The organism is Klebsiella terrigena (assembly GCF_006539725.1).
Lineage (GTDB): Bacteria > Pseudomonadota > Gammaproteobacteria > Enterobacterales > Enterobacteriaceae > Klebsiella > Klebsiella terrigena.
Map to the genome: position 1 here is coordinate 62,488 of NZ_BJNO01000011.1, position 26,828 is coordinate 89,315.

Genomic DNA, 26,828 nt, shown 5'->3' on the forward strand with positions numbered 1-26,828 from the left:
AGGCGCGAGGTTATGCCGAAGGCACAAAGCGTGGTGTGATGCTCAATCGGTGCGGATCGCATATCCACTGTCAATCCGCACGGCGTCGCGTATATAAGGCTACGGCGATATTAGAATAGTGATTGCGGCATATGGGCGATGGCAAACTTCAGCACCTTTTCACCATCGAAAGATGCATAAGGTAAGCTCTCGATAACGGCAATCTCCTGATGATGGTTCAGCGCGTGAGTGAATTCATTTATTTTATATTGAATGTGAGGCGCGACCAGCACGCAGTCATACGCGGGGGCCACGCTCGGGTAGTTCTCAATACCCACGGCGCTAATTAACAGATCCAGATCCTGCGCATCGGCTATTTTTTGCATTCTTTTCGCTAAAATACCGGCGGTTTCACCAAACAAGCAACATATCAGTAACTTTTTCACGGTTTAACCCTCTATGAAGTCCCGTGTTTACCTTATTACGCTGTTAGCGGTGAAAATGCGTTAGCCATCAATTTTTTGGCTAACGCTTGTTCTCTTTTGTGGATCCCGCAGGCTGCGCCGCACGGAGGCTAAAAATGGCGCAGGGTGGCTCATTCAGGAAGCGACTTTCTTACGTGAAACCACGAAACGATCGTCGTTACGGGTGAGTTTGGTTCCGTTTGTGCAATATTCCATAGCAAAGTTAAAAAACGCATCAGAGTCGAGCTCAAAATCAAGCTCGATCTTAATGGGTTCACCGGACTTCAGGAGCGCTTCTGCTTGTTCTAAACTGCTGGCTTTAATGATTCCCACAACTGCACCTCGTCTTAGCTTTGGTGGCGTCCGAGCCCTGTTATACACCCTTAAGCTTACAAACATACGACAATCGACTTTTTTATTTGTCTTTTTTTTAGGCGATTTTTGCCGGCAGGCGCGAGGTCAGAAGGGGGTAAAAAGAGTGGGGTTAGTCCAGTGGCAACAGCCGATTATAGCGTCCGATATAGTCTTTAGGGGTGATTTCTAACTCGGCGCCGTCGTGATGAACGGCGACAAAAGTGCGCAGCACCAGTCCGCTTCTTTTCTCGGTAATTTCCCAGCCCTGCTGGAGATAGGCGTCGCGGGTTGAGCGAATACACAGATCGGAAAATATCATCATCACGGAGAGCGCCGGCGAGCGATGGCTTTTCATCGTATGGGTTAAGCTGACATGCGCCGCATAGCGACTAAGAGTATGAATGTTAACCGGAATCATGTGCGTTTTCAGTCCATTGAAAGATGATAGCGCAGATGATAATTCACATTCGCACATCTTACCAGTTACAAATCTTTAACCGCACCGGGCAGGTCTGCGGGAGTGCGCGCTCCGGCGGCCGGGAGAGGCCTCGGAGCGCGGTAAAGCGGGAAGGCGACGGCAGCTCGCCCGCGCTTATCGTGACGTTGTCACGCCTCGGTAATCCATATTACTCAAATCGTCGAGCAGCGTTGGGCCCTGCGGCTGCCAGTCGAGCTGCTGGCGGGTCAGGGCGGATGTGGCGCGTAAATCCATATTGGCAAAGGCGGCAAACCAGCCGAAATGCGCCACAGATTGTTCGGTGCTTAACGATTTAAGCGGAATGCCGAGCTTTTCTGCCACCACGTTAGCAACCAGCCTTGAGGGCACCGCTTCCTCGTCAACGGCATGATAGCGCCGACCTTTCTCACCTCGTTCCAGCACCCGCAGATACAGCCGGGCCACATCGTTGATATGCCCGGCCGACCAGCAGTTATTGCCCTCGCCGACGATCGCCGCGACCCCTTTTTCGGCGGCCTGCTGAATATAGTACGTCAGCAGCCCCTGGCGGACGGTGTCATGAACCTGAGGCAGGCGCACCACCCGCACGTCCACGCCGGCGTCCAGCAGCTGGTTGCCGGCAAGTTCTGAGGCCACGCGCGGGTTTGGGTGGGCGGGATTGAAGTTTAACTCGCTCGCCGGCTCTCCGTCGTCGGCGTCGCCCATGGCGGTGCCTGAAGTGATAATCAGGGGGCAACGCCGGCCCGCCAGCGCGTTACCGATGGCGAGAATGACCCGATGGTCTTTTTCGCAATTGGCGACAAAGCGGCTGAAATCATGATCGAAGGCGGTGTGGATCACCGCATCGGCAGCGCTAACCGCCGCCAGCAGCGTTTCGGGACTGTCCAGCGTGCCGGGCTGCACTTCAGCGCCGGCGGCCGTCAGGGCAGCGGCGCTGGCGTCAGAGCGCGCGAGGCCGATGACCTGATGTCCGGCGGCCTGCAGTTCCGTGAGAATACGCGAGCCGATAAAACCGGTCGCGCCGGTGAGAAAAATGCGCATGATCTACCTCCAGAATGAGTATCCAGGCTATGGTAGTCTTAACGCGATACTATAAAAGTAGAGACATTATCAGGGTATAAAAACTAACAGGCTAACGATGACCGACTCCTCAACCCATGCACTTGGTGAATTTTTGCGGGCGCGACGGTTACGCCTCGATCCGACCGCGTTTGGCTTTCAGGCCGGCCGACGGCGCACGCCCGGGCTGCGGCGGGAAGAGGTCGCCCAGCTCGCCAGTATCAGCCCGACCTGGTACACCTGGCTGGAGCAGGGGCGCGGAGGCGCGCCCTCCCGGGAGGTGCTTAGCCGCATTGCCGGCGGGCTAAGGCTGACGACGCCGGAGCGCGACCATCTGTTTATCCTGGCGTTCGGGCATTTGCCGGAGTCCCGACTCATCGTCAGCGACGATATCACTCCGCGCCTGCAGCGCGTGCTTGATGTCCTTCAGGTGCCGGCGATTATCAAAACGGCGACCTGGGACGTTATTGCGTGGAACCACGCTGCGGCCTGCATTCTGACCGACTACGGGCAGCTGCCGCTGGCCGAGCGTAACATTCTGCGCCGGCTGTTTACCAACCCCCAGGCCCGCGGCGCGCTGGAGGAGTGGCATGCCGTTGCCCGGCTTATCGTCAGCGCCTTTCGCGCCGACGTCGCGCGGGTGGGCGCTTCCCCAGACACCGATCGGCTGATTGCCGAACTTTCCCGCCAAAGCCCGGAGTTTGACGCCTACTGGCGGAGTAACGATGTCGCCGGGCACGGGGAAGGGTTTAAGCGCATGCACCACCCGCAGATAGGGATGATTGAGCTGGAATTCTCGACCTTTAGCGTCGAGGGGCGCGCGGATCTGAACATGATGGTGTTCAATCCGGCCAGCGAAGAGAGTCGGATTAAAATCGCCGCCCGGATCAGGGAACAGAAGCCGCAGGTGGAAACCCGATAGGCTCTTCATTCAGCGGCGAGAATTCATACAGCACCAGCGCGTTGCTTTGCAGAGAATCAACGCGATGCCAGCCAGACTGCGGGCTCTCCTCGGCGACGCTCAGCGCCGGGCGCGCCTGGTGCATCAGCCAGCCGTAGTCTTCGTCATCCGGCCCGCTGCGGCTGCGAAACGCTTCAAACAGCGGAAACAGCGCCCCGTGATGCTGGTCGAAAAGATGTTGTTTAATCCGCCAGCGCCCGGTCAGGCCAAGCAGCTGAATGCTGTAGGGCTGGCTGAAGCGCTGGGTAAAGGTCTCTTCGCTGGAGAGCCAGGGGTTGAACACGACCGTATTGCGCAGCAGCAGCTGATAGTGCCCGTTGTGGCGCAGCAGCAGCAGGTTTTTATCCGCCATCAGCACTTCGCCGCGCAGGCGCCGCCACAGCCACAGAACCCAGTACACCGGACGCGGCAGACCGTGAAGGTAGTGCAGGGCGAGGCTGGAGGTATCCAGCCTGCCGTTGGCGCGCGCCTCTCCCTGCAGGCCTGAATTGAGCCAGAATCCCGCCAGCCATACCCGATCGGCCAGCCCCAGCAGATTATCCATCAGCAGCGCGCCGCGAAAGAAGCGGCCGTTGGTGTCGCGGGTGTTACCGGTTAGCGTATTCCACGACAGCAGCCACAGGGGAAGCGCGAGCTGGTGCTGGCGCAGGGCAGCCTGGATCTGCCGCAGCTTGTGCACCGGATAGCTCTCGCTGGAGGCCAGCCTGCTGCTATCCAGCTGCGCCAGATCCAGCAGCTCGTTGGCGTCGGCCTGGCAGGCGAGAAAATCGGCTTCGGCGAGGATCGGCGAAGCAAGAAAAGGATCGTCGCTCATCGCCTCTTCGCTAAAGCGGTGCCAGACGCCCAGCTGCGGCTGCGGCAGTAAAGCCTGCAGCGTTTCACGCTGCTGACGCCAGGCGTGCAGGCGCGCCTCTTCGCTGGCCTGGGGCGACCAGTGCCAGACAAAGCGCCAGCTGGCGAGCGTGGCGGGGGAGAAATGGTTAGCGGCGAGGCGTAAGAAGCGCTGGAGCAGGTCGCAGCGGGTGGTCAGTCCGGTATGCAAAATCACTCCCCAGCCCATTTTTGCCAGCCAGCTGAAAATTCGCTGCAGATTATACCAGCAGGCGTAGCCCGCCATCTGCGGGTCGTCCCAGCCGGTGCCGAACAGCCGGCTGCTGAGAAAAGGGTCGTTAATATCGATGGCGTAAATCGGCAGGCTGCCGTGCAGCTGCTCGAGCTCGCGGCGCACGTCTTCGCGCAGTAAATCGTCGAGCTCGCGAACGGTGACGACCATCCGGGTATGGCGCAGCGGCGCCGTGCGTTCGGGAAACTGGCGGAGATCAATCTGGCGCGTCTGCTGGGGATTGAGCAGCAGCGGCGGGCTGTCCCAGCCTTTTATCTCCGGCTCGTTTAGCCGGGCGTAGAGCCGCTCGACGGCCACCGGCTGCCAGTCGTCGCCGGCTCCGGCGCGCGGGCGGGCTGCATCCGCCGTCGGCTGCGGGCGCTGCTGGCGATACTGTCGCGGCGTCAGGCCGTGCTGGCGTTTAAAGAGATCGCTCATCATGCGGGTGCTGGCAAAACCGTGCTCCTGAGCGACCTGCTGCACCGTTTTACGGGTGCCGATAAGCTGCTCGGCGGCTTTGTTCAGGCGCAGCGTGGTGATGTACTGCACAAAGCTCATGCCGACCTCTTTGTGAAACAGACGCGACAGCCAGGCTTCGGAGACAAACTCGGCGGCGGCGACCTCGTGCAGCGATAGCCGTTGCCGGTAGCTGGCCTCTATGCGCGCGACGACCCGGGCAATCCGCCGGCTCCAGTTCTCCGTCCCGCGCCTCGTGCCGGCGGCGATCGGCTGCGTAAAACGGGTGGCCAGCAGCAGGACGATTTCGCTCAGCCAGCGGTTGGCCTCGAGGCGATAGCGGGGCTGGTGGTTCACCAGCTCAATCACCAGCAGCTGGCGCATCAGGCGGCGCAGGCTATCGTCGGCGTCGCGGGTGTCGAGGGAAGTTTGGTAGTCGAAGGTAAAAAAATCACCGTCGAGGCGCGTCAGCCAGCTGCCGGAGAGCGTCAGAACCATCACCGCGTTGGGCTCGCGGCTGCTCAGACGCCAGGGGCGGTTGCGGTTCACTATTTTCAGCCGATCGACATCCAGCAGCTGATGCCCCTCACCGTCATGCAGGCTGACGCTGCCCTGCAGCGTCCATAGCAGCGTTAGCGCGTCGCTCTCCGGCTGGCTGAGCTGACGAATATCGCGAACCGCGACGCTAAAGTCGCCTGAATGATGTTCCACCGTCGCCTCCTGGTAAAGACAAAAAACAGCGTGTTATTTTTTGTCATAACCGATTTATATGAAAAACACTTCTCAATATCCCGTCAATATAAAACAAAAAACGGCGTATTAAAGCCGGTCCGGCAGCATAAACTCGAAAGTGTCGCGCAAACACCACAACAGGAATAATAAAAATGACACATCCCCTTATTGAAGCACTACAGGTTAATGAAGCGCAGTTTATTGCCCTCCGCCGTCGCTTTCACCAGCAGCCGGAAATTGGTTTTGAAGAGCATAAAACCAGCGATGAGGTCGCCCGGCTGCTTGGCCAGTGGGGCTATGAGGTGCACCGCGGCCTGGCCGGGACCGGCGTGGTCGGGACGCTAAAAGTCGGCAGCGGCGAGCGTCGCCTTGGCCTGCGGGCGGATATGGACGCGCTGCCGATGCAGGAGGCCAGCGGGAAAGCGTGGGCCAGCCAGGTCGACGGCCGCTTTCATGGCTGCGGCCATGACGGGCACACCACCACCTTACTCTACGCCGCCGAGTATCTGGCGCGCACCCGTCGGTTCAACGGCACGCTGCACCTGATTTTCCAGCCGGCGGAGGAGCTGCTGTACGGTGGTCGGGTAATGGTTGAGGACGGGCTGTTCGATAAGTTTCCCTGCGACACCATTTTTGGCCTGCACAACATGCCGGGGCAAATGCTGGGGAAAATCGGCCTGCGCGACGGCGCGATGATGGCCTCTTCTGACACGCTGCATATCGAGGTAAAAGGCGTTGGCGGCCACGGCGCGGTGCCGGAGCATACCGTCGACGCGACGCTGGTGGCCTGCCACATCACGCTGGCGCTGCAGTCCATCGTGTCGCGCAACATCACGCCGTTTGAGCCGGCGGTGGTGACCGTCGGCAGCATTCAGGCCGGGCATGCGCCGAATATTATCAACGACAAAGTGCTGATGAAGCTGACGGTACGCACGCTGAATGAAGAGGTGCGTGAAACCGTGCTGCAGCGGATCCACGATATTGCCGTCGCGCAGGCGGAAAGCTTCAATGCCACCGCCACGCTGACCCACGTCAACGGCAGTCCGGTGCTCAGAAACGATCCTGCCGCCAACGACAGAGTGCGCGCGGTGGCGACGTCGCTGTTCGGCGCCGGGCTGGTCGGGGAGGTGAAGCCGTTTATGGGCAGCGAGGATTTTGCCTTTATGCTCGAGCACAATCCGCACGGCTGCTACTTCACCATCGGCGCCGGGGATGAAGCGGAACGCTGCATGGTGCATAACCCCGGCTACGACTTCAACGACGAGATCCTCCTCAAGGGCGCGGCGCTGTGGTGCGGCCTGACGGAAGACTATCTGCGTTAACCACCTGCGACGGGAGATCCCAATTATGAGTTCCGTATCTTTGAGCGCCACGTCGTTCGTCGGTACCGATCGCCTGCTGGCGGGTATCGTACTCAGCGTGCTGACGTTCTGGCTGTTTGCCCAGTCGGTGATTAACGTCGTGCCGGCGATGAAAAGCAGTCTCGACATTTCCCTCGAAACCCTGACCCTCGCGGTCAGCCTCAGCGCCCTGTTCAGCGGCTGTTTCGTAGTAGCCAGCGGCGGGCTGGCGGATAAGTTTGGCCGCATGCGCATGACCCATCTGGGCCTGGGGCTGAGTATTGTCGGCAGCGCGCTGCTGGTGGTGGCCCAGGGCCCGGGGCTGTTTCTGACGGGCCGCGTGCTGCAGGGGCTATCGGCGGCCTGCATCATGCCGGCGACCCTGGCGCTGATCAAAACCTGGTACGAAGGCAAGGCGCGCCAGCGGGCGGTGAGCTTCTGGGTGATTGGATCCTGGGGCGGCAGCGGCCTGTGTTCATTCGTCGGCGGCGCGATTGCCACCGGTCTTGGCTGGCGCTGGATTTTCGTCTTTTCCATCGTCGTGGCGCTGGCGGCTCTGCTGCTGCTCCGCGGTACGCCGGAAAGCCGCAGCCAAAGCGCGGAGCGGCAGAAGCTGGATGTCAGCGGCCTGTTAACGCTGATTGTCTCGCTGGTGCTGCTGAATTTGTTTATCAGCAAAGGGCATAGCTGGGGCTGGAGCAGCGGGCTGTCGCTGGCGCTGCTGGCCGGTTCGCTGCTCTCGGGCGGCTATTTTATCCTCAGCGGACGGCGCAAGGGCGACGCGGCGCTGATCGATTTTGCGCTGTTTCGCAATCGCGCCTACGGGGCGGCGGTGCTGTCGAACTTTATGCTCAACGGCGCTATCGGCACCATGATGATTACCAGCATCTGGCTACAGAAGGGCCACAACATGACCCCGCTGGAGACCGGAATGATGACGCTGGGCTATCTGGTCACCGTGCTGGTCATGATTCGCGTCGGGGAGAAGCTGCTGCAGCGCTACGGCGCGCGGCTGCCGATGATGACCGGCCCTATTTTCACCGCCGTTGGGATCCTGCTTATCTCCTGCACCTTTCTCGATAAATCGCTCTATATCGTGACCGTCTTTTTTAGCAACGTGCTGTTTGGCCTCGGGCTTGGCTGCTACGCGACGCCGTCGACGGACACCGCGGTGGTTAATGCGCCGGAGAACAAAGTCGGGGTGGCCTCCGGTATTTACAAAATGGGCAGCTCGCTGGGCGGCGCGATGGGGATAGCCGTGACGGCGTCACTTTTCGCGCTGTTTCTGCCCCTCGGCATGGCCAGCGCCGCGCAGTACGCGCTGTGGTTCAACGCGGCGCTGTGCCTGGGGTCGACGGCGGTCAGCGCGCTGATGCTGCCGAGAACGGTTCAGAGCTGATGCTTTTTGAGCAGCGCCCGCAGCTGGTGGTAGGTGAGTCCTAGCAGATCCGCCGCCTGCTTCTGATTGTACTTTGCCTGCAGCAGGCTGGACTGCAGCAGGCTTTTTTCCTGCTCCTGCTGAAAAGCGCGCAGATCCAGCGGCAGCGCGGGGCCGTCCGGGGTTTGCTCGACGACGGCTGGCAGAGGCTGCTGCGGCTGAAAGGGATTGATAATAATGTTATCCAGCTCGCTGTCGCTGGTGCCGTGGCGATACACCGAGCGCTCCACCACGTTTTTCAGCTCGCGGATATTGCCTGGCCAGCGGTAGCCCAGCAGCGTTGCGGTCGCCCGCTCGCTAAAGCCGGGGAACAGCGGCAGCCCCAGCTCGCGGCACATCTGAATGGCGAACTGGTTTGCCAGCAGCATAATGTCGCTCTGCCTTTGGCGCAGCGGCGGCAGCTGCACCACGTCGAAGGCCAGGCGGTCGAGGAGATCGGCGCGGAAATGGCCGCTCTCCACCATCTGCGGCAGATCGGCGTTGGTGGCGCACACCAGCCGCACGTTGACCTGCAGCGGCTGGCTGCCGCCCACGCGCTCCAGCTCCCCGTACTCAATTACCCGCAGCAGCTTTTCCTGTACCAGCATCGGGGCGGTTGCCAGCTCATCAAGAAAGAGGGTCCCGCCATCGGCGCGTTCAAAGCGTCCCGGATGGCGCTTGCTGGCGCCGGTAAAGGCGCCGGCTTCGTGGCCAAATAGCTCGGAATCCAGCAGGTTCTCATTCAGCGCGGCGCAGTTGAGGGAGATAAACGGCCCCTGCCAGCGGGATGAGAGAAAGTGCAGACGGTTAGCGATCAGCTCTTTACCCGTCCCGCGTTCGCCAATCACCAGCACCGGCTTATCCAGCGGCGCCAGCCGTGAGACCTGCTCCAGCACCTCAAGAAAGCTGTTGGCTTCGCCGAGCAGGTTGTCCTTGTATTCCGCCATGATGAAATTCGCCATTTAGTCGTGTGATTCACCAGGTTACTTTAGCAACCCGCTGCGCATATAACAACCATGCCTTTTAAAATCAATAAGATAAAAAATTGGCACGCTATTTGTATTAGTCTCTGCACAGGCCGTTGCCTGATAACAGAACTATGAGGATTGAAATTATGGGTATTTTTTCTCGTTTTGCCGACATCGTGAACGCCAACATTAACTCTCTGCTGGAGAAAGCGGAGGACCCGCAGAAGCTGGTTCGCCTGATGATCCAGGAGATGGAGGATACGCTGGTTGAAGTCCGCTCGACTTCGGCACGCGCGCTGGCTGAAAAGAAACAGCTGAGTCGCCGCATTGAGCAGGCGCTCGCGCAGCAGGCCGAATGGCAGGAAAAAGCCGAGCTGGCGTTGCGCAAAGATAAAGACGATCTCGCCCGCGCCGCGCTGATGGAAAAACAGAAGCTCACCGACCTTATCGGCAGCCTGGAAAATGAGGCGCAGCTGGTTGATGAAACCCTGGCGCGGATGAAAAAAGAGATCGGCGAGCTGGAGAACAAGCTCAGCGAAACGCGCGCTCGTCAGCAGGCTCTGACCCTGCGTCACCAGGCGGCCAGCTCGTCCCGCGACGTGCGTCGTCAGCTGGACAGCGGTAAAATTGATGAAGCGATGGCGCGTTTTGAATCCTTCGAACGCCGCATCGATCAGATGGAAGCGGAAGCGGAAAGCCACGGCTTCGGCAAGCAAAAATCGCTGGACCAGCAGTTTGCTGACCTGAAGGCCGACGACGAAATCAGCGAACAGCTGGCGGCGTTGAAAAGCAAAATGAATCAAAATAACTGATGACATTCGCAAAATCCTTCAGGCCGCGCTGCCGGTCGAAAGACCGGGGCAGGCGATGCCGCCAGCCTGAAGGATCAAGCGTCGCGGCGCCGTGACGCGCCGCCGCTCACTCACTGTAAGGAGTACACATGAGTACGCTTTTTATTGCCATACCCCTGACGTTATTTGTGCTGTTCGTTTTGCCGGTGTGGCTCTGGCTGCACTACAACAATCGTTCTGCCAGCGGCAGTCTGTCACAGAATGAACAGCAGCGCCTGCTGCAGCTGACCGATGACGCGAAGCGCATGCGCGAACGGATTCAGACGCTGGAAGACATTCTTGATGCCGAGCATCCAAACTGGAGAGACAAATAATGGCCGGACTCGATTTGAGTAAAAAACTGTGGCGAATTCCCCAGCGCGGTATGGTGAAGGGCGTTTGCGCCGGGATCGCGCACTACCTTGATGTGCCGGTTAAGCTGGTGCGTTTGATAACCGTCCTGGCGATGATTTTTGGTCTCTTTTTCTTTGTGCTGGTGGCATATATTATCCTGACGTTTGCCCTCGATCCGATACCGGAAAGCGAGCTGAACGGCGAGAAAGTGCCGGCCAGCGGCGAGCTGCTCGCCGAGGCGGATCGCGAGCTGGCGGCCAGCGAACGGCGCCTGCGGGAAATGGAGCGCTACGTCACCTCCGACACCTTTACCCTGCGCAGCCGCTTTCGTCAGCTGTAGCTTAAACTGAGGTCACCTATGAACATCAAATGGCAGCAGGCAGGACAAAAAATGAAACCCGGGCTGAAAATCGCCGGCCGGCTGGTGCTGCTGACCGCGTTGCGCTATGGCCCGGCGGGCGTTGCCGGCTGGGCAATCAAGTCGGTTGCGCGTCGGCCGGTGAAAATGCTGCTGGCGGTTGCTCTCGAGCCGCTGCTCAGCCGCCTGGCAAATCGCTTAACTCGCAACATGAAGTAGCGGGCGGGGATCGCAGTGCCGCACTTTATAACTTCTCGGCTTATCCCCACCTAATGGCTTATGATTAAAGCACTTTCTTCAAAGCACTAGCCTGAAATATTACGGATAGCATGGGATGGCAATGAAGCGACTTAAAACTGAATTCAATGCGCTGGTCAACCGTGGCGTTGACCGGCACCTGCGTCTGGCCGTAACCGGCCTTAGCCGCAGCGGCAAGACCGCATTTATCACCGCGCTGGTCAACCAGCTGCTGAACATCCACTCCGGCGCGCGCCTGCCGCTGCTCAGCGCGGTCAGGGAAGAGCGCCTGCTGGGCGTCAAGCGCGTCCCGCAGCGCGACTTCGGCATTCCGCGATTTACCTATGATGAAGGGCTGGCTCAGCTCTACGGCTCACCCCCGATGTGGCCGACGCCGACCCGCGGCGTCAGCGAGATCCGCCTGGCGCTGCGCTACCGCTCCGGCGAATCGCTGCTGCGCCACTTCAAGGACACCTCCACCCTGTATCTGGAAATCGTCGATTATCCCGGCGAATGGCTGCTGGATTTACCCATGCTGGCGCAGGACTACCTCGGCTGGTCGCGGCAAATGACCGGGCTGCTGCAGGGCCAGCGCGCGGAGTGGTCGGCGCGCTGGCGCCAGCTGTGCGAAGGGTTGGATCCGCTGGCGCCGGCCGATGAAAACCGGCTGGCGGAAATTGCCGCCGCCTGGACCGACTATCTGCACGCCTGCAAGCGCGAAGGGCTGCACTTTATTCAGCCGGGCCGCTTCGTGCTGCCCGGAGATATGGCCGGCGCGCCGGCGCTGCAGTTCTTCCCCTGGCCGGACGTGGACGCCGTCGGCGAAGCCCGGCTGGCCCAGGCGGACAAGCATACCAACGCCGGGATGCTGCGCGAGCGCTTCAGATATTACTGCGAGAAGGTGGTTAAGGGCTTCTACAAAGACCATTTTCTGCGCTTTGACCGCCAGATTGTGCTGGTGGACTGCCTGCAGCCGCTGAACAGCGGGCCGCAGGCCTTCAACGATATGCGCCTCGCGCTGACCCAGCTGATGCAAAGCTTTCACTACGGCCAGCGGACGCTGTTCCGCCGCCTGTTCTCCCCGGTGATTGATAAGCTGCTGTTTGCGGCGACCAAGGCCGATCACGTGACCGTCGATCAGCATGCCAACATGGTGTCGCTGCTGCAGCAGCTGATTCAGGATGCGTGGCAAAATGCAGCCTTCGAAGGGATTAGCATGGACTGCCTGGGGCTGGCGTCGATTCAGGCCACCCAGGGCGGGCTGATTGCGGTCAACGGCGAGAACATTCCCGCGCTGCGCGGCGATCGGCTCAGCGATGGCCAGCCGCTGACCATCTATCCCGGCGAAGTGCCGTCGCGCCTGCCGGGCCAGGCGTTCTGGCAGCAGCAGGGCTTTCAGTTTGAGAATTTCCGCCCGCGGGTGATGGATGTCGATAAGCCGCTGCCGCATATTCGCCTGGACGCGGCGCTTGAGTTTTTGATTGGAGATAAATTGCGATGAGCGAACCGTTAAAACCACGCGTTGATTTCAACGGACCGCTGCAGGCGGAGCCTGCCGAGGCGCTAAAGTCTGCCCGCGCGTTTGCCGGCGCTGACGCAGAAAAGTTCGCCCCGGCGCGGGTTGACCTGCTGACAGAGGACGAAGAGGGCACGGCGGAAGCGGTGGTAGAGTCGGTTCTGCGGCCGAAGCGCAGCCTGTGGCGGCGGATGGTCAGCGCCGGGCTGGCGATATTTGGCGTCAGCGTGGTGGCGCAGGGCGTGCAGTGGACGATGACCGCATGGCAGACGCAGGACTGGATTGCGCTCGGCGGCTGCGCGGCCGGGGCGCTGATCGTTGGCGCGGGCGTCGGTTCCGTTGCCACCGAATGGCGGCGCCTGTGGCGGCTGCGCCAGCGCGCCCACGAGCGCGACGAGGCCCGCGATCTGATGCACAGCCATGCGGTCGGAAAAGGGCGGGCGTTTTGCGAAAAGCTTGCGCAGCAGGCCGGGCTCGATCAGGCGCACCCGGCTCTCCAGCGCTGGTATGCCGCGATCCACGAAACGCAAAGCGATCGTGAAGTCGTAAGCCTGTATGCACAGCTGGTTCAGCCGGTGCTGGATGCCCAGGCGCGGCGCGAAATCAGCCGCTCGGCGGCGGAATCGACGCTGATGATCGCCGTCAGCCCGCTGGCGCTGGTGGATATGGCGTTTATCGCCTGGCGTAATTTACGCCTGATTAACCGGATTGCCACCCTGTACGGCATCGAGCTGGGCTACTACAGCCGACTGCGCCTGTTCCGTCTGGTGCTGCTGAATATCGCCTTCGCCGGCGCCAGCGAGCTGGTGCGGGAGGTCGGAATGGACTGGATGTCGCAGGATCTGGCGGCCAGGCTATCGGCCCGTGCGGCGCAGGGCATCGGCGCCGGGCTGCTTACCGCGCGGCTGGGGATCAAAGCGATGGAGCTGTGCCGCCCGCTGCCGTGGATCGCTGACGATAAGCCACGGCTGGGGGATTTCCGCCGGGAGCTGATCGGCCAGCTGAAAGAGACGTTGCAAAAAAGCAAAGCTCGCCCGGAATAACCTTCTTAGCCGATCTGGCCGTCGCTCCCCGGCGGCCAGCGGCGCATTCTCGCTTTTCTTCGCTCGCCTTTACGCCACAGCGGCCATTTTTCCGCCATACTGTCAATATTTGTTGACAGCTATCTTCACGCCAGCAAATAACTGTCCTATTATTCATCCGTCATTGGCCTTTTTAGGGTGAAAACTCCTATGCGTCTTGAAGTCTTTTGTGAGGACCGTCTTGGTCTGACCCGTGAATTGCTCGATTTGCTGGTGCTGCGAGGGATCGACCTCCGCGGTATCGACATCGACCCTATTGGCCGGATCTACCTCAATTTTGCCGAGCTGGAGTTCGCTAATTTTAGCAGCCTGATGGCGGAAATCCGCCGTATCGCCGGCGTGACCGACGTGCGCACCGTGCCGTGGATGCCGTCTGAGCGTGAGCATCTTGCGCTGTCGGCGCTGCTGGTGGCGATGCCGGAACCGGTGCTCTCGCTGGACACCAAAGGGAAAGTCGAGCTGGCGAACCCGGCCAGCTGCCAGCTGTTTGCGCAAAGCCAGGAGCGGCTGCGCAATCACCCGGTAGCCCAGCTGATTACCGATTTTAACATCCAGCGCTGGCTGGAAAGCAGCCCGCTGGAGTCGCACAGCGAGCATGTGGTGATTGGCGGACAGAACTTTGTTCTGGAGATTACGCCGGTCTACCTTGAAGGCGAGCACGGCGAACGCGTGCTCACCGGAGCGGTGGCAATGCTGCGTTCCACCGTGCGTATGGGGCGTCAGCTGCAGACCATGACGACCCAGGATACCAGCGCGTTCAGCCAAATTCTCGCCGTCGGCCCGAAAATGCGCCACGTAGTTGAGCAGGCCCGCAAGCTGGCGATGCTCAGCGCGCCGCTGCTGATCGTCGGCGATACCGGTACCGGGAAAGATCTTCTGGCGCACGCCTGCCACCTCGCCAGCCCGCGGGCGAGCAAGCCCTATCTGGCGCTGAACTGCGGTTCTATCCCGGAAGACGCGGTGGAAAGCGAGCTGTTTGGCGATGCTATTCAGGGTAAAAAAGGCTTCTTTGAGCAGGCTAACGGCGGCTCGGTGCTGCTGGATGAGATCGGCGAAATGTCGCCGCGGATGCAAACGAAGCTGCTGCGCTTCCTTAACGACGGCACCTTCCGCCGGGTGGGGGAAGATCACGAGGTTCACGTTGACGTGCGGGTGATTTGCGCCACCCAGAAAAACCTCGTGGAGATGGTACAGAAGGGTCTGTTCCGCGAAGATCTTTACTACCGCCTCAACGTCCTGACCCTGCATTTACCGCCGCTGCGCGACTGCCCGCAGGATATCATTCCGCTGACCGAGCTGTTCGTCGCCCGGTTTGCCGACGAGCAGGGGATCCCGCGGCCGAAGCTTTCCGCCGATCTCAGTACGGTGCTGACCCGCTATAGCTGGCCTGGCAACGTTCGCCAGCTGAAGAACGCGGTTTATCGTGCGCTGACGCAGCTTGATGGCTACGAAATGCGGCCCCAGGATATCCTGCTGCCGGATAGCGACGTCGCTTCGCTGCCGGTAGGCGAAGAGGCGATGGAAGGTTCGCTGGACGATATTACTCGTCGCTTTGAGCGTTCCGTTCTGACCCAGCTTTACCGCAGCTTCCCGAGCACCCGTAAGCTGGCGAAGCGTCTGGGGGTTTCCCATACCGCGATTGCCAATAAGCTGCGCGAGTATGGTCTCAGCCAGAAGAAGAGTGAAGAATAGCGTAGCCTCGTTGGCCGGCGGGATTGACCGTCGGCCAACGTGCTGCAAACTTATTTTCCAGGAATTCAGATGGTAATGTCGCCTGGCCCGCTGCTGTCGTGGCTGAAACTCCTGACCCTCTCCGCCGCGCTGTCGTTTGTGCTGTTCTGGCTACATCTGCCCGCGGCGCTGCTGCTAGGGCCGATGATCGCCGGCATAACCTTCAGCCTGCGCGGCACGACAATCAGCGTACCTCGACCCTTTTTTATCGCCGCTCAGGCCATTATTGGCTGCATGATCGCCCAAACCCTCACGCCCTCAATTTTTGGCGTGCTGCTCGGCCACTGGCCGCTGGTGCTGTTTATTCTGTTCGCTACGCTGGCCTTCAGCGCGCTGGCCGGGTGGCTGCTGGTGCGCTACAGCTCGCTACCCGGGGCAACCGGCGCGTGGGGCAGCTCGCCGGGTGGCGCTTCGGCGATGGTGGTCATGGCGCAGGATTACGGCGCCGACGTGCGGCTGGTGGCCTTAATGCAGTATCTGCGGGTGCTGTTCGTTGCCGGCGCGGCGGCGCTGGTGGTGCGTTTTGCCTCTGGCGGCGAGGCGCAGGAGATGAACCAGCAGATCGTCTGGTTTCCCGCCATCAGCGGGCAGCTGCCGTTGACGCTGCTGCTGACCGCCGCCGCAGGCTGGCTGGGCCTGCGCATGCGCTTTCCTTCCGGCGTGATGCTGCTGCCGATGCTGGCCGGGGCGCTGGTGCAGGGAGAGGGCTGGCTGATGCTGGAGCTGCCGGAATGGCTGCTGGCGCTGGCTTATGCCGCCATTGGCTGGAGCGTTGGTCTAAAATTTAATCGGGAGATTTTTCTGCTGGCGCTAAAGACTCTGCCGCAGATTCTCGCCTCCATCATCGGCCTGATTTTACTCTGCTCGCTGATGGCGTTTGGCCTGACGCAGGTGCTGCCGCTCGATTTTATGACCGCCTATCTGGCGACCAGCCCCGGGGGCCTGGATACGGTGGCGATTATTGCGGCGGGAACGCGAGCCGACATGTCGTTTATCATGGCGATGCAGACCTTGCGCCTGTTCACCATCTTATTGACCGGCCCGGCGATTGCGCGGTTTATCTCCCGCTATGCGCCGCGAAAAGAAAAAAGCCCCCGATAAACGAGGGCTTAGGACATGCGGGCCGGGCGTGAAGCGCGGTCCGGGGCAGAGGCTGATTACGCTTTCAGCGCAGCCAGGGCCGCATCGTAGTCCGGCTCTTCGGTGATTTCATTCACCAGCTGGCTGTAAACAACCTGGTCATTTTCATCAACAACGACCACTGCGCGAGCGGCCAGGCCGGCCAGCGGGCCAGCAGCAATGGCAACGCCGTAATCAGCCAGGAACTGCGGCGCGCGCAGGGTGGACAGGGTGACGACGTTGTTCAGGCCTTCAGCGCCGCAGAAGCGGGACTGAGCGAACGGCAGATCGGCGGAGATGCACAGCACAACGGTGTTGTTCAGCTCGGATGCCAGTTGGTTAAATTTACGTACCGATGCCGCGCACACGCCGGTATCGATGCTTGGGAAAATATTCAGTACTTTACGTTTGCCGGCGAACTGGCTCAGCGCGACGTCGGAGAGATCTTTGGCGACCAGCGTAAACGGCTGCGCGGCTGCGCCTGCCTGCGGAATGGTGCCCTGAACGGCAACGGGGTTGCCCTGGAAATGCACGGTTTGTGACATGTTTATCTTCCTGTTTACATATAGTTAACGTCACGGGTAGTGTATGACATCCGTTATCAGCACGGCAAATCCTATTTAACGTTTCCCCTGGAGGAACCTGGGAATGCGAAACCTGCGAGTGTACGAAGAAGCCTGGCCGCTACATACCCCGTTTGTGATTGCCCGCGGCAGCCGCAGCGAGGCGAAGGTAGTGGTGGTAGAGGTGGAGGAGAATGGCGTGAAGGGCGTCGGCGAGTGCACGCCGTACCCTCGCTATGGGGAGAGCATTGCCTCGGTTATGGCGCAAATTCTGACGATTGGCGAGCAGCTGGAAAGCGGCGCGACCCGCGAACAGCTTCAGCATCTGCTGCCGGCGGGGGCGGCGCGTAACGCCGTCGACTGCGCATTGTGGGATCTGCAGGCGCGTAGCGTGGGCAAAAGCATTCCGCAGCTGCTGGGGGTTGCGTTGCCGAACCGGGTGGTGACGGCGCAGACGGTGGTGATCGGCACCCCGGAGCAGATGGCGGCTAGCGCCGCGGCGCTGTGGGAAAAGGGCGCGCGCCTGCTGAAGGTCAAGCTTGACGATCGCCTTATCAGCGAACGGCTGATCGCCATTCGCAGCGCGGTGCCGGAGGCCACGCTGATTGTTGACGCCAATGAATCCTGGCACAGCGATGGCCTGGCGGCGCGCTGCCAGCTGCTGGCCGATATCGGGGTGGCGATGCTTGAGCAGCCGCTGCCGGCGGACGCCGATGAGGCGCTGGAGAATTTTATTCATCCTCTGCCCGTCTGCGCCGACGAGAGCTGCCACACCCGCGACAGCCTGCCGCGGCTGCGCGGGCGCTATGAGATGGTGAACATCAAGCTTGATAAAACCGGAGGCCTGACCGAAGCGCTGTTTCTCGCACAGGAGGCGGAGCAGCAGGGCTTTGAGCGCATGCTCGGCTGTATGCTCTGCACCTCGCGGGCGATTTCAGCGGCGCTGCCGCTGGCGCCGCTGGCGCGTTTCGCCGATCTCGATGGCCCGACCTGGCTGGCGGTTGACGTGGAGCCGGCGCTGCATTTCAGCACCGGCGTTCTTCATCTTTGAGAGTGCCAGTGTAGCAGGTCGATCATCGCCGGCAGGTACGTTTCCGTGGCCTCGTCGGCGGATATCGGCGGGAATTCTGCGGTAATGCACGGCAGGCCGATATCGGCGCACCAGCTGCCGAAAGAGCCGGGCGTTTCGTACCCGACGCTGCCGACCAGCGGCAGGGCGAACGCGTCGGCCAGCCACCGGCCGAGCTCGCTATGGCCAGGATCCTCAATACAGGCCAGCGGATCGTGGAACGAGACCACCCACGCCGGGTGGATCTGGTGGATCAGCTGGCACAGGGCCTGGGTTTCCGGCTCCGAGCCGGGCTTTTCCCCGGTCAGCAGCACGACGTCGCGCTGCTCGGCCGCGCTGTTCCAGCGATAGACCGTTTCCCCTTCTTTCCAGTTTGCCGCGGGAAAATTGCGATTGAGATCGATGCCGCGCGCGTTGGCGCGCAGCCCGAGCTGACAGCCGTCGGGGTTGACCGCCAGCACGACGTGATGACGACGCAGTTCGGGCTTCAGAGTTCGAAGCGCGCAGGAGAGGGTGACCACCGACGAGTTTTCATCGCCGTGAGTGCCGGCAAGGATCAGGCCGCTGCGGCTATCGGCCAGCGGCGCGGGGAACCACAGCAGCGGTGCGCCAAGATGTGACTGGCCGTAGCGCTGGGTGCCGGGCGGAAAGGCGCCGCGCTGGGTACGAGGACGAGAAACGGGCATAGGGCATCCTGTTAGCAGGTTATTTTCAGCAGTGTTGTGTAAAACCGTCCCGGAATCAAATAGTTTCCCTGGACGATGAAATCAGAATACGCGTCAATTTTCTATCACAAGCCGTTTGCAATTTCAGGTGATGAAACAAATAATCATCCTTCTGCCAGCTCTGGTTTTTTTATTTTAAAGGGGATCTTATGAAGTATCCTGTCACATTGACATGCGGCGCGCTGTGGTTAGCCAGCGTTTCATCTCTGGCCTGGGCGGCGGATGTCCCTCCGGGTACCGTCTTAGCCGAGAAACAGGTACTGGTACGGCATATTAAAGATGAGCCGGCCTCATTAGATCCCGCTAAAGCCGTGGGCTTGCCGGAAATTCAGGTGATCCGCGATCTTTTTGAAGGTTTAGTCAACCAGGACGCTAAGGGCAATCTGATTCCCGGCGTGGCGACCCGCTGGCAGAGCAACGATAACCGGGTCTGGACCTTTACCCTGCGCGATGACGCCCGCTGGTCGGACGGTACCCCGGTTACGGCGCAGGACTTCGTCTACAGCTGGCAGCGCCTGGTAGATCCGAAAACGACGTCACCCTTTGCCTGGTTCGCCGCGCTGGCGGGCATAACGAATGCGCAAAATATTATCGACGGTAAGGCCGCGGTCGATACGCTGGGGGTTACCGCCGTAGATGCGCGCACGCTGCGGGTGCAGCTGGATAAGCCGCTGCCGTGGTTCAGCAATCTGACGGCCAGCTTCGCGTTTTATCCGGTACAGAAAGCGAACGTCGAGAGCGGCGCTAACTGGACGCGTCCGGGCAACCTTATCGGCAACGGGGCCTACGTGTTAAAAGACCGGGTGGTTAACGAAAAGCTGGTTGTCGTCCCTAACAGCCACTACTGGGATAATGGCAAAACGGTTATCCAGCAGGTGACCTTTGTACCGATTAACCAGGAGTCGTCGGCGACCAAGCGCTACCTGGCTGGGGATATCGATATCACCGAATCCTTCCCGAAAAACCTGTACCAAAAATTGCTGAAAGATATTCCGGGGCAGGTGTACACCCCGCCGCAGCTGGGCACCTACTACTACGCCTTTAACACGCAGAAGGGGCCGACCGCCGACGAGCGCGTGCGCCTGGCGCTGAGCCTGACCATCGACCGCCGCCTGATGGCGGAAAAAGTGCTGGGAACCGGCGAAAAACCGGCCTGGCACTTCACCCCGGACGTGACGGCAGGGTTTACGCCGCAGCCCTCGCAGGCGGAGAGCATGAGCCAGGCCGAGCTGAACGCGCAGGCCAAGGCGCTGCTGCAGGCGGCGGGCTATGGCCCTGGCCGTCCGCTGCAGCTGACGCTGCTGTATAACACCTCGGAAAACCACCAGAAGATTGCCATCGCGGTGGCGTCAATGTGGAAGAAAAACCTCGGCGTCGACGTCAAGCTACAGAATCAGGAGTGGAAAACGTATATCGATAGCCGAAACACCGGTAATTTCGACGTGATTCGCGCCTCGTGGGTGGGGGATTACAACGAGCCTTCCACCTTCCTGTCGCTGCTGACCTCGACCCATAGCGGCAATATCTCCCGCTTTAACGATCCGACCTATGACAAGATCTTAGCCCAGGCGGCGCAGGAGACGTCGGATAAGGCGCGTAACGATGATTACAACGCGGCAGAAAAGATAATCATGGCCAAAGCGCCCATTGCGCCAATTTATCAATACACCAACGGACGTTTGATTAAGCCGTGGCTGAAGGGCTATCCGATTACCAACCCGGAAGATGTCGCCTATAGCCGGACAATGTATATCGTCAAGCACTAATCAGTACCGGTTGCCTGATGGTGTCAGACAACCATCGCTAAACCCAGAACTGGCGCGGCTTGTTGCGCCAGGTTCTCTTTCAGACCCTCGCCCAATCTGAGCGGGGAGTCGTCAAAAGCTGATAAAGCAACAATCATTCATCCCGCTCCCTTAATTTTCGGTAATGTACAGAAAATTATATTATTTACGGGATATTGAGATGAAAAAGCCTATTATTTCCACAGTATTGGGTTTTGTGGTCCTGATGTTGACCGGATGCACAACGACATACACGATGACAACCCGGTCGGGAGAGCATATTGAAACTCAGGGAGCGCCTGAGGTGGATGCTGCGACGGGCATGACGAAATACGCTGATGCTTATGGTTATCATCGCGTCATCAAAACCGGTGAGGTCGTTCAGACGACAAAAGGGGCAACAAAGCTGGGATGGTGATGTGAGATTTTCATTTGATGGAGGGTAAAAGCGGTAACCCGATAATCGTTCTACCGCTTAAGGAAGTGCCGGTCATCATACAATTATGCGCCAAACGCACCGTCGATGGTGTGCATGGCCCGCTGTCACGCACCCGCTTTATCACCGCGTCACGATCGGCGCTGTCCGTCTGAACTGCGGTACTTCCGGTTTCCGTTGCCAGTTTCGCTGCGGCTTCCGGCGATCCGGCGTAGGTGAAAACGACTGAAGCGCCATCTGAAGCAAAGCGTCGTACGATAGCCGCGCCAATACCACGACTCCCGCCCAACACCAGTACCGATTTCTTGTGTAATGCAGCCATAAACCTGTTCCTCATGATATTGTAGTGATGATTACAATATGCTTCGAAAGATCATGCCGTCAAGGAGTAATGTAGTGAGCACTACAAAAAATAGTCGCACCCCGGGGCGCCCCCGCCAGTTTGATCCCGTGCAGGCCATTGAAACCGCGCAATACCTTTTTCACTCACGGGGTTATGACGCAGTCAGTGTTGCTGACCTGACAAAAGCGTTCGGCATCAATCCGCCCAGCTTCTATGCTGCCTTTGGCAGTAAGTTCGGGCTGTATACCCGCGTATTGGAGCGCTATAGCCATACCGGCGCGATCCCTTTTACGTCGCTTTTGCGTAACGATCGCCCAGTAGTTGAATGTTTGATAGATGTTCTGAACGAGGCAGCGAGACGTTACGTTACTGATTTGACCGCTGCCGGGTGCCTGGTGCTGGAAGGCACCCATTGCAACGATCCCGAGGCTCGCGAGGCGGCGTGCGCGCTGCATACTGCCGCTGAAAATAGCCTTCGGGACTATATTGCCAGGCAATATCCGCAGGACGCCGTTCGGTTGACCGACTTTATGAGTACGCTGATGTCTGGTCTCTCCGCGAAAGCGCGGGCAGGGGATAGCCTGGAGCGTCTACGGGAAACCGTACGCCTGGCGGGTCTGGCGCTGCGACAGATACTTTCACGCTGATGCCAGCGTTTCAATTAAATGACTGTTTTTAGCCAGGATTCAATATCCTGAGTCGGAATATTATTCTGTACATTCCAGGTGTTGATCATCGGCCACCACATGCCGTCTCCCCTGGCGAAAGCTGCACGATAGCGAAGCATCGGGTCACCCGGATTTAAATGCAGTTCATCCAGTAGCGTGGGTAGGGTCAATACGTCTTTGGCAAAGGTTTGATTTGTCACGCGTTCAACGGTTTCCGCCAGTTTTCCATAGGAGGTTGTTTCACCCGCGACAAATATCACTTCATTTATGATTCGCGGCTGATGCAAATAAATTTCGGTGGTTAGTCGGCCAATATCCGCAGGAGAGGTGACGGTCACCTGCGTGTTCCATCCCCCAAGCGCATTGATGGTATTTTCGGATAAATTCACCACATCGAATGCCGGTTCGAAGAGAAAACAGGTAAACATGCCGGTTGAAACAATGACCCATTGCGTCGTGTTTTGTTCCCGCAGCAGCGTCCTGACGTCATACTGCTCGTCCCAGACGGGTTGACCGCTCCCTTTGCCGACCACATCGTAATTCACGCCAAACTGCCAGGGGAAATAGCGGCTAACGCCAGCTTCCAGCACCGCGCGGGTAATTTTTATCTGGGTACCTGCGCCAGCGACAAACCCCATGCAGTTAATTACGGTATCAAAATCCGCAAAGTAGTTTTTTAATGATTCAATCGCGCTAGCGGCGACATCGACAGCGATAAATTCTGCCCCCGCATCAGACAGTTTTTGATGAGTTTCAGATTGCAGTTTGCCTTGTGTATCCCAGGAACCGGGCGACACGATAACGGAGACGGCGCCATTGTGCTGCGTGACAGCCGGAATCAGTGAGTCCAGCACGGCGGCCCCCAGTTGTCCCGCTCCCAGCACTAATACTCTCTCGCTCGTCTTAATATTACGTTCTTTCATGTGGAACCTCACTTTGTTAAATCGCCTGTTTTCTGCGAGTAGAGAAAGGTTACGTCAGCGTGCCTCATTCGATAAGACGATGAATACAGGTTAGACTGTTCGTAAAAATGGGATAATCAACGCGTTCAGGCACGGTGGGAATATGGATAAGCTGGAATCAATGCAGGTCTATGTTCACGTGGTAGATACCCATAGCTTCGCCAGGGCGGCAGAAGTGCTGGGGCTACCGCGTTCAACGGTATCGCGGGTCGTTAAGGCGCTGGAGGCATACCTGGGGATTCAGCTTTTACAGCGTACCACCCGCAAACTTAGCGTGACCGCAGAGGGCCGCCGTTACTACGATGAGTGCAAAAATCTCCTGGCGGATATTGCAACAATGGAGTCTTCATTTCCCGGCAGAACTGCACAGCCCAGAGGCCGTTTTAAAGTCGGGATGCCGCAGTCTCTCGCCCGACATTGCATTCTTCCCCGGCTCCCGGCATTTCTGCGCCAGTATCCCGAGCTGGAGTTGATACTCTGTTCCAGCGATAACGTGGAAGACATCATTCAGGAAGGGTATGACTGCGTGATCCGCACCGGCAGGATCGAGGATTCAACGACGCTGGTCGCGCGACCTCTGGCGAATTTTAGGTGGGTAGTTCTGGCGTCGCCGACGTACATTGAGCGCCATGGCAAGCCAGTGACGTTTGACGATCTGGAAAGGCATCATGCAGTTGGCTACCTGAACCACCGCACCGGACGTACCACCGAGTGGTTTTTTACACGTGATGACGGCGATTGTGCGATCCGTATGAAAGAGACGCTAGTCGTTGATGATACGGATGCCTACATCCAGGCTGGTATCGAAGGTCTTGGACTCATTCGTGTTGCCAGCTATCTGGTTGCGCCATATTTGAAGAGTGGGGCGCTGGTTTCCTGCATGGGCAATTTTACTTTCGATCTGCCGCTTTCCCTTGTCTATCCGCAAAACCGCTATCTTCCGCCTTCGGTTCGCGCTTTTTATGACTGGAGCCGTGCAGTTTTGCACCAGCCGGTTATGTAGTGCTCTGCATGGCCTGTTTTAACTTTTCCATCAACCAGTTCAGCGCAGGATCCTGTACCCGGCGCTTGTGGCGCAAAATGCACAGCGTAAAAGTGGGATAATTCACGGGTGTTTCGCTGGAGCGCAAAGCAAAATGCTGCTGCCAGCGTTGGGCCAGCCCGTCGGGAACCGTGGCGAAAACCGGCATGGTGGTTAACAGCAGAGGAAAGGTAGAAAAATTCGCCGTCACATAATGCACGTGACGTTGTAACCCCTGATCGGCGAGCTGGCGGTCAATTTCGCTGTGGTTTGATTCGCGATACGACACCATGATGTGCTCATAAGCGATAAAGTCGTTTATCGACAATGGCCCATCACAAGGGATTTGTTGTGGCGACCAGAGCGTGGAAACCCCCATCGTCATGACCGGCTCGCTGACGACTTCACCGGTGCTCGGCTTATTCAGCGAAACGGCAATATCAATAACATCGTCTTCCAGTAATCGACGAACCTGAAAGGGATCGGCGGCGGCAATATGCAGCTCCACGCCCGGTGCTTCATGGGCGATGGCGGGCAATAAATCTGGCATCAGCCAGTGCTCGCTCCAGTCGCTCATGCCCAGTCGAAAGGTGTGCTTTGCCGTGGCGGGAGAGAAGTCCTGTGCACCAAACATCACCGTATGCAGGTTTTCCATCAGCGGCTGCATATTGACCATCAACGCTTCAGCGCGCGGTGTCGGCAGCATCCCTTTGGCGCTGCGTACAAACAGCGGGTCGTTGAACATCTCGCGCAGCCGTTTCAGCGCCCCGCTGATGGCGGGCTGCCCCAGATGCAGAACCTCTGCGCTGCGGGTGACGCTGCCCTCCCGGTATAGCACCAGAAAGACTGTCAGCAGATTCAAATCTATTCGGCTGAAATCATTTTCAATGATTTTCTTCATCATAATAATCAATTTGAATGTTATTCCTGCCAGAAGGATAGTGAACATCACCCGGAAAAATCAACCATGCGCGGAGGGCTTGATGCAACAGTATCGAACAGGCGACAGCGTTATTTTTAAAGTGCTGGAACGTGAAATTCACATTTCGGTAGCGGATTTATATCCAGACTCTCTCCAGTCAGCGGATTCTGATGAGGCTAACCAACCGGTTTCACTATCAATACATAGTTGGGTCGTCCGCACCCCCGACGATATTATTGTGATTGATACCGGGACCGGTAACGACCGCGATCGCGGGAATAATCCGTTTTATCATCAGTTAGACACGCCCTATCTGGAGAACCTTCTGGCAACAGGTATCAAGCCGGAAGAGGTGACGTTGGTATTAATGACGCACCTGCATACTGACCATGTCGGCTGGAATACCGTGTGGCGTGAAAATCGTTGGGTGCCGCTGTTTCCTAATGCGCGATATATCTGCTCTGAGAAAGAGCTGATGCGGGTAAAAGACAGCGAACGCTACCGGAATTTATGGCTCGACAGCCTGCTGCCGGTGATTGAAGCGGGCCTGCTGGAAACAATAGATGTTGCTGCGCAGCCGTTGTTTGGCGGACGAATATGCTATGTGCCAACGCCCGGGCACAGCCCCGATCATGCGGCATTGATATTGTCCTGCGGCGGTGAATATGCCTTTTTTGCCGGAGATATTGTGCATTCACCGTTGCAGTTTAGCCACCCGGCATGGAATTCGGTGTTTTGCGGCGACCACGAGCAGGCGGAAAAATCCCGACATTGGGCGATGGCGTGGTGTGCGGAACATCATGCCCTGTGGCTTAGCGCACATCTCGCCGGACAGTCCTGCGGCTGGCTTAGCGTCGACGGGTATGGGAACTATGGCTGGATGGAGGCGAGTGACAATAATGATGAATAACCGATCTTTCATATTGGTTTTCGGCGCAACGGGTCAGCAGGGCGGCTCCGTGGCAAGGGCGCTACTCAATAACGGCTGGCCGGTACGCGTTATGGTGCGTAATCCCTCCTCTCAGGTATCGCTCGCCCTTCGGGATTCGGGTGCTGAAATGGTGACCGGGACGTTCGATGATGTCGACGCGATGAGAGAGGCGATGAAAGGCGTATACGGCGTTTTCAGCGTCCAGCCCAGTTCACCGGGAGGGACGGTAACCGACGACGATGAAGTTCGCTATGGTAAGACGATCGCCAGTCTTGCCGTCGAGTACGGTGTACAGCACCTGGTCTACTCTTCAGGTAGCGCGGTGGGTGATAAACCAACGGGTCTTGCGCATTTCGACACAAAAGCTGAAATCGAACGCTATATTCGTACGCTGCCAATTATTTCGACTATCGTGCGACCAGCCATGTTTATGGAACTGCTGGTAATGCCCGGTTTCGGGCTTGATGAAAGCCGTTTTACCTTTTTTATGCAGCCTGAAGGCTTCGTGCAGGTTATCGCGGTTGAAGATATCGGTAAAATTGTCGCCGCGATTTACGCTGGGCCAGAGCGGTTTAAAGGTAAAACGTTTGACATCGCCAGCGATGTCGTCACTGGTCAGCAGCTTCAGGAACGGTTCTCCGCAGCAGCAGGGCGGCTGATTCCCTATTCTCGTTTTTCCGATGAGGTGCTGGCCGCCAATCCCTTTCTGCAAAAGCTGACCGCGCTGGTGGATGATGGACGGCTGGCGGGGCACGCCTCCCTGGAGACGATGCGGCAAATGAATCCGCAGCTGCAATCCTTTGAGTCGTGGCTGGCGGGAAGCGGGCGAGAGGCTTTCGAACGGGCGCTGGCAACCTCTGCCAGTTGGGAGTTTAACCGGTAAACCCG

At 58.7% G+C, this 26,828-nt stretch carries 28 protein-coding genes and 1 pseudogene; 18 read left to right on the top strand and 11 right to left on the bottom strand.

Annotated elements, in window-relative coordinates:
- Positions 1-110: 110 nt before the first annotated feature.
- The 4 genes from RTE01_RS13800 to RTE01_RS13815 form a co-directional block, all read right to left on the bottom strand.
- Positions 111-425: a PTS sugar transporter subunit IIB gene (locus RTE01_RS13800; protein ID WP_041145210.1), complete on the bottom strand. Its 315-nt coding sequence runs from the start codon at positions 423-425 to the stop codon at positions 111-113.
- A 153-nt stretch (positions 426-578) separates the two neighbouring features.
- The gene (locus tag RTE01_RS13805; protein WP_041145211.1) at positions 579-776 is read right to left on the bottom strand and encodes a hypothetical protein; all 198 of its coding nucleotides are present in this window, start codon (positions 774-776) and stop codon (positions 579-581) included.
- Between the two features lie 151 nt (positions 777-927).
- Positions 928-1,215 carry a hypothetical protein gene (locus tag RTE01_RS13810; RefSeq protein ID WP_115193009.1) on the bottom strand — a complete coding sequence of 96 codons (288 nt, stop codon included), beginning with the start codon at positions 1,213-1,215 and terminating at the stop codon, positions 928-930.
- A gap of 174 nt (positions 1,216-1,389) precedes the next feature.
- Positions 1,390-2,295, bottom strand: coding sequence for an SDR family oxidoreductase (locus tag RTE01_RS13815; RefSeq protein ID WP_134525726.1), 906 nt, complete (start codon positions 2,293-2,295; stop codon positions 1,390-1,392).
- Between the two features lie 97 nt (positions 2,296-2,392).
- Here RTE01_RS13815 and RTE01_RS13820 point away from each other — a divergent pair, with 97 nt between their 5' ends.
- Positions 2,393-3,235, top strand: a complete 843-nt coding sequence (locus RTE01_RS13820; RefSeq protein WP_134525728.1) for a helix-turn-helix transcriptional regulator — start codon at positions 2,393-2,395, stop codon at positions 3,233-3,235.
- Here the strand turns inward: RTE01_RS13820 and RTE01_RS13825 are convergent.
- Positions 3,201-5,543, bottom strand: coding sequence for a helix-turn-helix domain-containing protein (locus RTE01_RS13825; RefSeq protein ID WP_134525730.1), 2,343 nt, complete (start codon positions 5,541-5,543; stop codon positions 3,201-3,203). The two genes, RTE01_RS13820 and RTE01_RS13825, sit on opposite strands and share 35 nt — an antisense overlap.
- A 173-nt stretch (positions 5,544-5,716) precedes the next feature.
- Between RTE01_RS13825 and RTE01_RS13830 the strand changes: the two genes are divergently transcribed.
- Together RTE01_RS13830 and RTE01_RS13835 are read left to right on the top strand one after the other, a co-directional pair.
- On the top strand, positions 5,717-6,886 hold the full coding sequence (locus tag RTE01_RS13830; RefSeq protein WP_134525732.1) for a M20 aminoacylase family protein: 1,170 nt from the start codon (positions 5,717-5,719) through the stop codon (positions 6,884-6,886).
- Between the two features lie 25 nt (positions 6,887-6,911).
- On the top strand, positions 6,912-8,303 hold the full coding sequence (locus RTE01_RS13835; protein WP_041145217.1) for an MFS transporter: 1,392 nt from the start codon (positions 6,912-6,914) through the stop codon (positions 8,301-8,303).
- Here RTE01_RS13835 and pspF read toward each other — a convergent pair.
- Positions 8,294-9,283, bottom strand: coding sequence for a phage shock protein operon transcriptional activator (pspF, locus tag RTE01_RS13840; protein WP_166793725.1), 990 nt, complete (start codon positions 9,281-9,283; stop codon positions 8,294-8,296). The genes RTE01_RS13835 and pspF overlap by 10 nt on opposite strands.
- A gap of 152 nt (positions 9,284-9,435) precedes the next feature.
- On the opposite strand from pspF, the gene pspA reads away from it, so the two are divergent.
- The 8 genes from pspA (at position 9,436) to RTE01_RS13880 (ending at position 16,498) form a co-directional block, all read left to right on the top strand.
- The gene (gene pspA / locus RTE01_RS13845) at positions 9,436-10,101 is read left to right on the top strand and encodes a phage shock protein PspA (RefSeq protein WP_041147594.1); all 666 of its coding nucleotides are present in this window, start codon (positions 9,436-9,438) and stop codon (positions 10,099-10,101) included.
- A 128-nt stretch (positions 10,102-10,229) separates the two neighbouring features.
- Positions 10,230-10,454 (top strand): envelope stress response membrane protein PspB, encoded by a 225-nt coding sequence (gene pspB, locus RTE01_RS13850; protein WP_041145218.1) that lies wholly within the window; start codon positions 10,230-10,232, stop codon positions 10,452-10,454.
- Positions 10,454-10,813: an envelope stress response membrane protein PspC gene (pspC, locus tag RTE01_RS13855; protein WP_041145219.1), complete on the top strand. Its 360-nt coding sequence runs from the start codon at positions 10,454-10,456 to the stop codon at positions 10,811-10,813. Before pspB ends, pspC begins: the two co-directional genes overlap by 1 nt.
- Positions 10,814-10,831: 18 nt before the next feature.
- Positions 10,832-11,050, top strand: coding sequence for a phage shock protein PspD (gene pspD / locus RTE01_RS13860; RefSeq protein WP_041145220.1), 219 nt, complete (start codon positions 10,832-10,834; stop codon positions 11,048-11,050).
- 121 nt (positions 11,051-11,171) lie between these two features.
- A complete protein-coding gene (locus RTE01_RS13865; RefSeq protein ID WP_041147595.1) occupies positions 11,172-12,569 on the top strand; it encodes a YcjX family GTP-binding protein in 1,398 nt (465 codons plus the stop codon).
- Positions 12,566-13,627, top strand: a complete 1,062-nt coding sequence (locus RTE01_RS13870; RefSeq protein WP_076945408.1) for a YcjF family protein — start codon at positions 12,566-12,568, stop codon at positions 13,625-13,627. The genes RTE01_RS13865 and RTE01_RS13870 overlap by 4 nt, the downstream gene beginning before the upstream one ends.
- Before the next feature lie 189 nt (positions 13,628-13,816).
- On the top strand, positions 13,817-15,358 hold the full coding sequence (gene tyrR / locus RTE01_RS13875) for a transcriptional regulator TyrR (RefSeq protein ID WP_115193003.1): 1,542 nt from the start codon (positions 13,817-13,819) through the stop codon (positions 15,356-15,358).
- A gap of 69 nt (positions 15,359-15,427) precedes the next feature.
- The gene (locus RTE01_RS13880; protein ID WP_170197854.1) at positions 15,428-16,498 is read left to right on the top strand and encodes an AbrB family transcriptional regulator; all 1,071 of its coding nucleotides are present in this window, start codon (positions 15,428-15,430) and stop codon (positions 16,496-16,498) included.
- 56 nt (positions 16,499-16,554) lie between these two features.
- Here the strand turns inward: RTE01_RS13880 and tpx are convergent, their stop codons facing one another.
- Positions 16,555-17,061 carry a thiol peroxidase gene (gene tpx, locus RTE01_RS13885; protein ID WP_041145224.1) on the bottom strand — a complete coding sequence of 169 codons (507 nt, stop codon included), beginning with the start codon at positions 17,059-17,061 and terminating at the stop codon, positions 16,555-16,557.
- 103 nt (positions 17,062-17,164) lie between these two features.
- On the opposite strand from tpx, the gene ycjG reads away from it, so the two are divergent.
- On the top strand, positions 17,165-18,130 hold the full coding sequence (ycjG, locus tag RTE01_RS13890) for an L-Ala-D/L-Glu epimerase (RefSeq protein ID WP_041145225.1): 966 nt from the start codon (positions 17,165-17,167) through the stop codon (positions 18,128-18,130).
- On the opposite strand, the gene mpaA is transcribed toward ycjG, so the two are convergent.
- Positions 18,121-18,834, bottom strand: a complete 714-nt coding sequence (gene mpaA / locus RTE01_RS13895; protein WP_123551344.1) for a murein tripeptide amidase MpaA — start codon at positions 18,832-18,834, stop codon at positions 18,121-18,123. The two genes, ycjG and mpaA, sit on opposite strands and share 10 nt — an antisense overlap.
- A gap of 188 nt (positions 18,835-19,022) precedes the next feature.
- Between mpaA and RTE01_RS13900 the strand changes: the two genes are divergently transcribed.
- On the top strand, positions 19,023-20,639 hold the full coding sequence (locus RTE01_RS13900) for a peptide ABC transporter substrate-binding protein (protein ID WP_134525734.1): 1,617 nt from the start codon (positions 19,023-19,025) through the stop codon (positions 20,637-20,639).
- Between the two features lie 199 nt (positions 20,640-20,838).
- Positions 20,839-21,075, top strand: coding sequence for a YgdI/YgdR family lipoprotein (locus RTE01_RS13905; RefSeq protein ID WP_134525736.1), 237 nt, complete (start codon positions 20,839-20,841; stop codon positions 21,073-21,075).
- 115 nt (positions 21,076-21,190) lie between these two features.
- Here the strand turns inward: RTE01_RS13905 and RTE01_RS13910 are convergent.
- Positions 21,191-21,415, bottom strand: a pseudogene (locus RTE01_RS13910) (SDR family NAD(P)-dependent oxidoreductase); the annotation flags it as partial.
- A gap of 74 nt (positions 21,416-21,489) precedes the next feature.
- Here RTE01_RS13910 and RTE01_RS13915 point away from each other — a divergent pair.
- The gene (locus tag RTE01_RS13915) at positions 21,490-22,083 is read left to right on the top strand and encodes a TetR/AcrR family transcriptional regulator (protein ID WP_255313529.1); all 594 of its coding nucleotides are present in this window, start codon (positions 21,490-21,492) and stop codon (positions 22,081-22,083) included.
- Positions 22,084-22,097: 14 nt separating this feature from the next.
- Here the strand turns inward: RTE01_RS13915 and RTE01_RS13920 are convergent, their stop codons facing one another.
- Positions 22,098-23,027 carry an aromatic alcohol reductase gene (locus RTE01_RS13920; protein ID WP_141335100.1) on the bottom strand — a complete coding sequence of 310 codons (930 nt, stop codon included), beginning with the start codon at positions 23,025-23,027 and terminating at the stop codon, positions 22,098-22,100.
- 142 nt (positions 23,028-23,169) lie between these two features.
- Here RTE01_RS13920 and RTE01_RS13925 point away from each other — a divergent pair, with 142 nt between their 5' ends.
- A complete protein-coding gene (locus tag RTE01_RS13925) occupies positions 23,170-24,069 on the top strand; it encodes a LysR family transcriptional regulator (protein ID WP_141335102.1) in 900 nt (299 codons plus the stop codon).
- Here RTE01_RS13925 and RTE01_RS26405 read toward each other — a convergent pair.
- Positions 24,062-24,988, bottom strand: coding sequence for a LysR family transcriptional regulator (locus RTE01_RS26405; protein WP_141335116.1), 927 nt, complete (start codon positions 24,986-24,988; stop codon positions 24,062-24,064). The genes RTE01_RS13925 and RTE01_RS26405 overlap by 8 nt on opposite strands.
- Before the next feature lie 82 nt (positions 24,989-25,070).
- Here RTE01_RS26405 and RTE01_RS13935 point away from each other — a divergent pair, with 82 nt between their 5' ends.
- Positions 25,071-25,919 (top strand): MBL fold metallo-hydrolase, encoded by an 849-nt coding sequence (locus RTE01_RS13935; protein WP_141335104.1) that lies wholly within the window; start codon positions 25,071-25,073, stop codon positions 25,917-25,919.
- Entirely contained in the window at positions 25,912-26,823 is a 912-nt protein-coding gene (locus RTE01_RS13940; protein ID WP_141335118.1) for an NmrA/HSCARG family protein, read from the top strand. Before RTE01_RS13935 ends, RTE01_RS13940 begins: the two co-directional genes overlap by 8 nt.
- The last annotated feature ends 5 nt before the right edge of the window (positions 26,824-26,828 follow it).

What these genes read in the sequence shown, in the direction of transcription:
- RTE01_RS13925 (WP_141335102.1), top strand. Translation starts at nt 23,170, where the DNA reads ATGGATAAGCTGGAATCAATGCAGGTCTATGTTCACGTGGTAGATACC.
- RTE01_RS13820 (WP_134525728.1), top strand. Translation starts at nt 2,393, where the DNA reads ATGACCGACTCCTCAACCCATGCACTTGGTGAATTTTTGCGGGCGCGA.
- mpaA (WP_123551344.1), bottom strand. Translation starts at nt 18,834, where the DNA reads ATGCCCGTTTCTCGTCCTCGTACCCAGCGCGGCGCCTTTCCGCCCGGC.
- RTE01_RS13815 (WP_134525726.1), bottom strand. Translation starts at nt 2,295, where the DNA reads ATGCGCATTTTTCTCACCGGCGCGACCGGTTTTATCGGCTCGCGTATT.
- RTE01_RS13900 (WP_134525734.1), top strand. Translation starts at nt 19,023, where the DNA reads ATGAAGTATCCTGTCACATTGACATGCGGCGCGCTGTGGTTAGCCAGC.
- pspA (WP_041147594.1), top strand. Translation starts at nt 9,436, where the DNA reads ATGGGTATTTTTTCTCGTTTTGCCGACATCGTGAACGCCAACATTAAC.
- tyrR (WP_115193003.1), top strand. Translation starts at nt 13,817, where the DNA reads ATGCGTCTTGAAGTCTTTTGTGAGGACCGTCTTGGTCTGACCCGTGAA.
- RTE01_RS13905 (WP_134525736.1), top strand. Translation starts at nt 20,839, where the DNA reads ATGAAAAAGCCTATTATTTCCACAGTATTGGGTTTTGTGGTCCTGATG.
- ycjG (WP_041145225.1), top strand. Translation starts at nt 17,165, where the DNA reads ATGCGAAACCTGCGAGTGTACGAAGAAGCCTGGCCGCTACATACCCCG.
- tpx (WP_041145224.1), bottom strand. Translation starts at nt 17,061, where the DNA reads ATGTCACAAACCGTGCATTTCCAGGGCAACCCCGTTGCCGTTCAGGGC.
- RTE01_RS13830 (WP_134525732.1), top strand. Translation starts at nt 5,717, where the DNA reads ATGACACATCCCCTTATTGAAGCACTACAGGTTAATGAAGCGCAGTTT.
- RTE01_RS13835 (WP_041145217.1), top strand. Translation starts at nt 6,912, where the DNA reads ATGAGTTCCGTATCTTTGAGCGCCACGTCGTTCGTCGGTACCGATCGC.
- pspB (WP_041145218.1), top strand. Translation starts at nt 10,230, where the DNA reads ATGAGTACGCTTTTTATTGCCATACCCCTGACGTTATTTGTGCTGTTC.
- pspF (WP_166793725.1), bottom strand. Translation starts at nt 9,283, where the DNA reads ATGGCGAATTTCATCATGGCGGAATACAAGGACAACCTGCTCGGCGAA.
- RTE01_RS13880 (WP_170197854.1), top strand. Translation starts at nt 15,428, where the DNA reads ATGGTAATGTCGCCTGGCCCGCTGCTGTCGTGGCTGAAACTCCTGACC.
- RTE01_RS13810 (WP_115193009.1), bottom strand. Translation starts at nt 1,215, where the DNA reads ATGATTCCGGTTAACATTCATACTCTTAGTCGCTATGCGGCGCATGTC.
- pspD (WP_041145220.1), top strand. Translation starts at nt 10,832, where the DNA reads ATGAACATCAAATGGCAGCAGGCAGGACAAAAAATGAAACCCGGGCTG.
- RTE01_RS13870 (WP_076945408.1), top strand. Translation starts at nt 12,566, where the DNA reads ATGAGCGAACCGTTAAAACCACGCGTTGATTTCAACGGACCGCTGCAG.
- RTE01_RS13935 (WP_141335104.1), top strand. Translation starts at nt 25,071, where the DNA reads ATGCAACAGTATCGAACAGGCGACAGCGTTATTTTTAAAGTGCTGGAA.
- pspC (WP_041145219.1), top strand. Translation starts at nt 10,454, where the DNA reads ATGGCCGGACTCGATTTGAGTAAAAAACTGTGGCGAATTCCCCAGCGC.
- RTE01_RS13920 (WP_141335100.1), bottom strand. Translation starts at nt 23,027, where the DNA reads ATGAAAGAACGTAATATTAAGACGAGCGAGAGAGTATTAGTGCTGGGA.
- RTE01_RS13865 (WP_041147595.1), top strand. Translation starts at nt 11,172, where the DNA reads ATGAAGCGACTTAAAACTGAATTCAATGCGCTGGTCAACCGTGGCGTT.
- RTE01_RS26405 (WP_141335116.1), bottom strand. Translation starts at nt 24,988, where the DNA reads ATGAAGAAAATCATTGAAAATGATTTCAGCCGAATAGATTTGAATCTG.
- RTE01_RS13940 (WP_141335118.1), top strand. Translation starts at nt 25,912, where the DNA reads ATGAATAACCGATCTTTCATATTGGTTTTCGGCGCAACGGGTCAGCAG.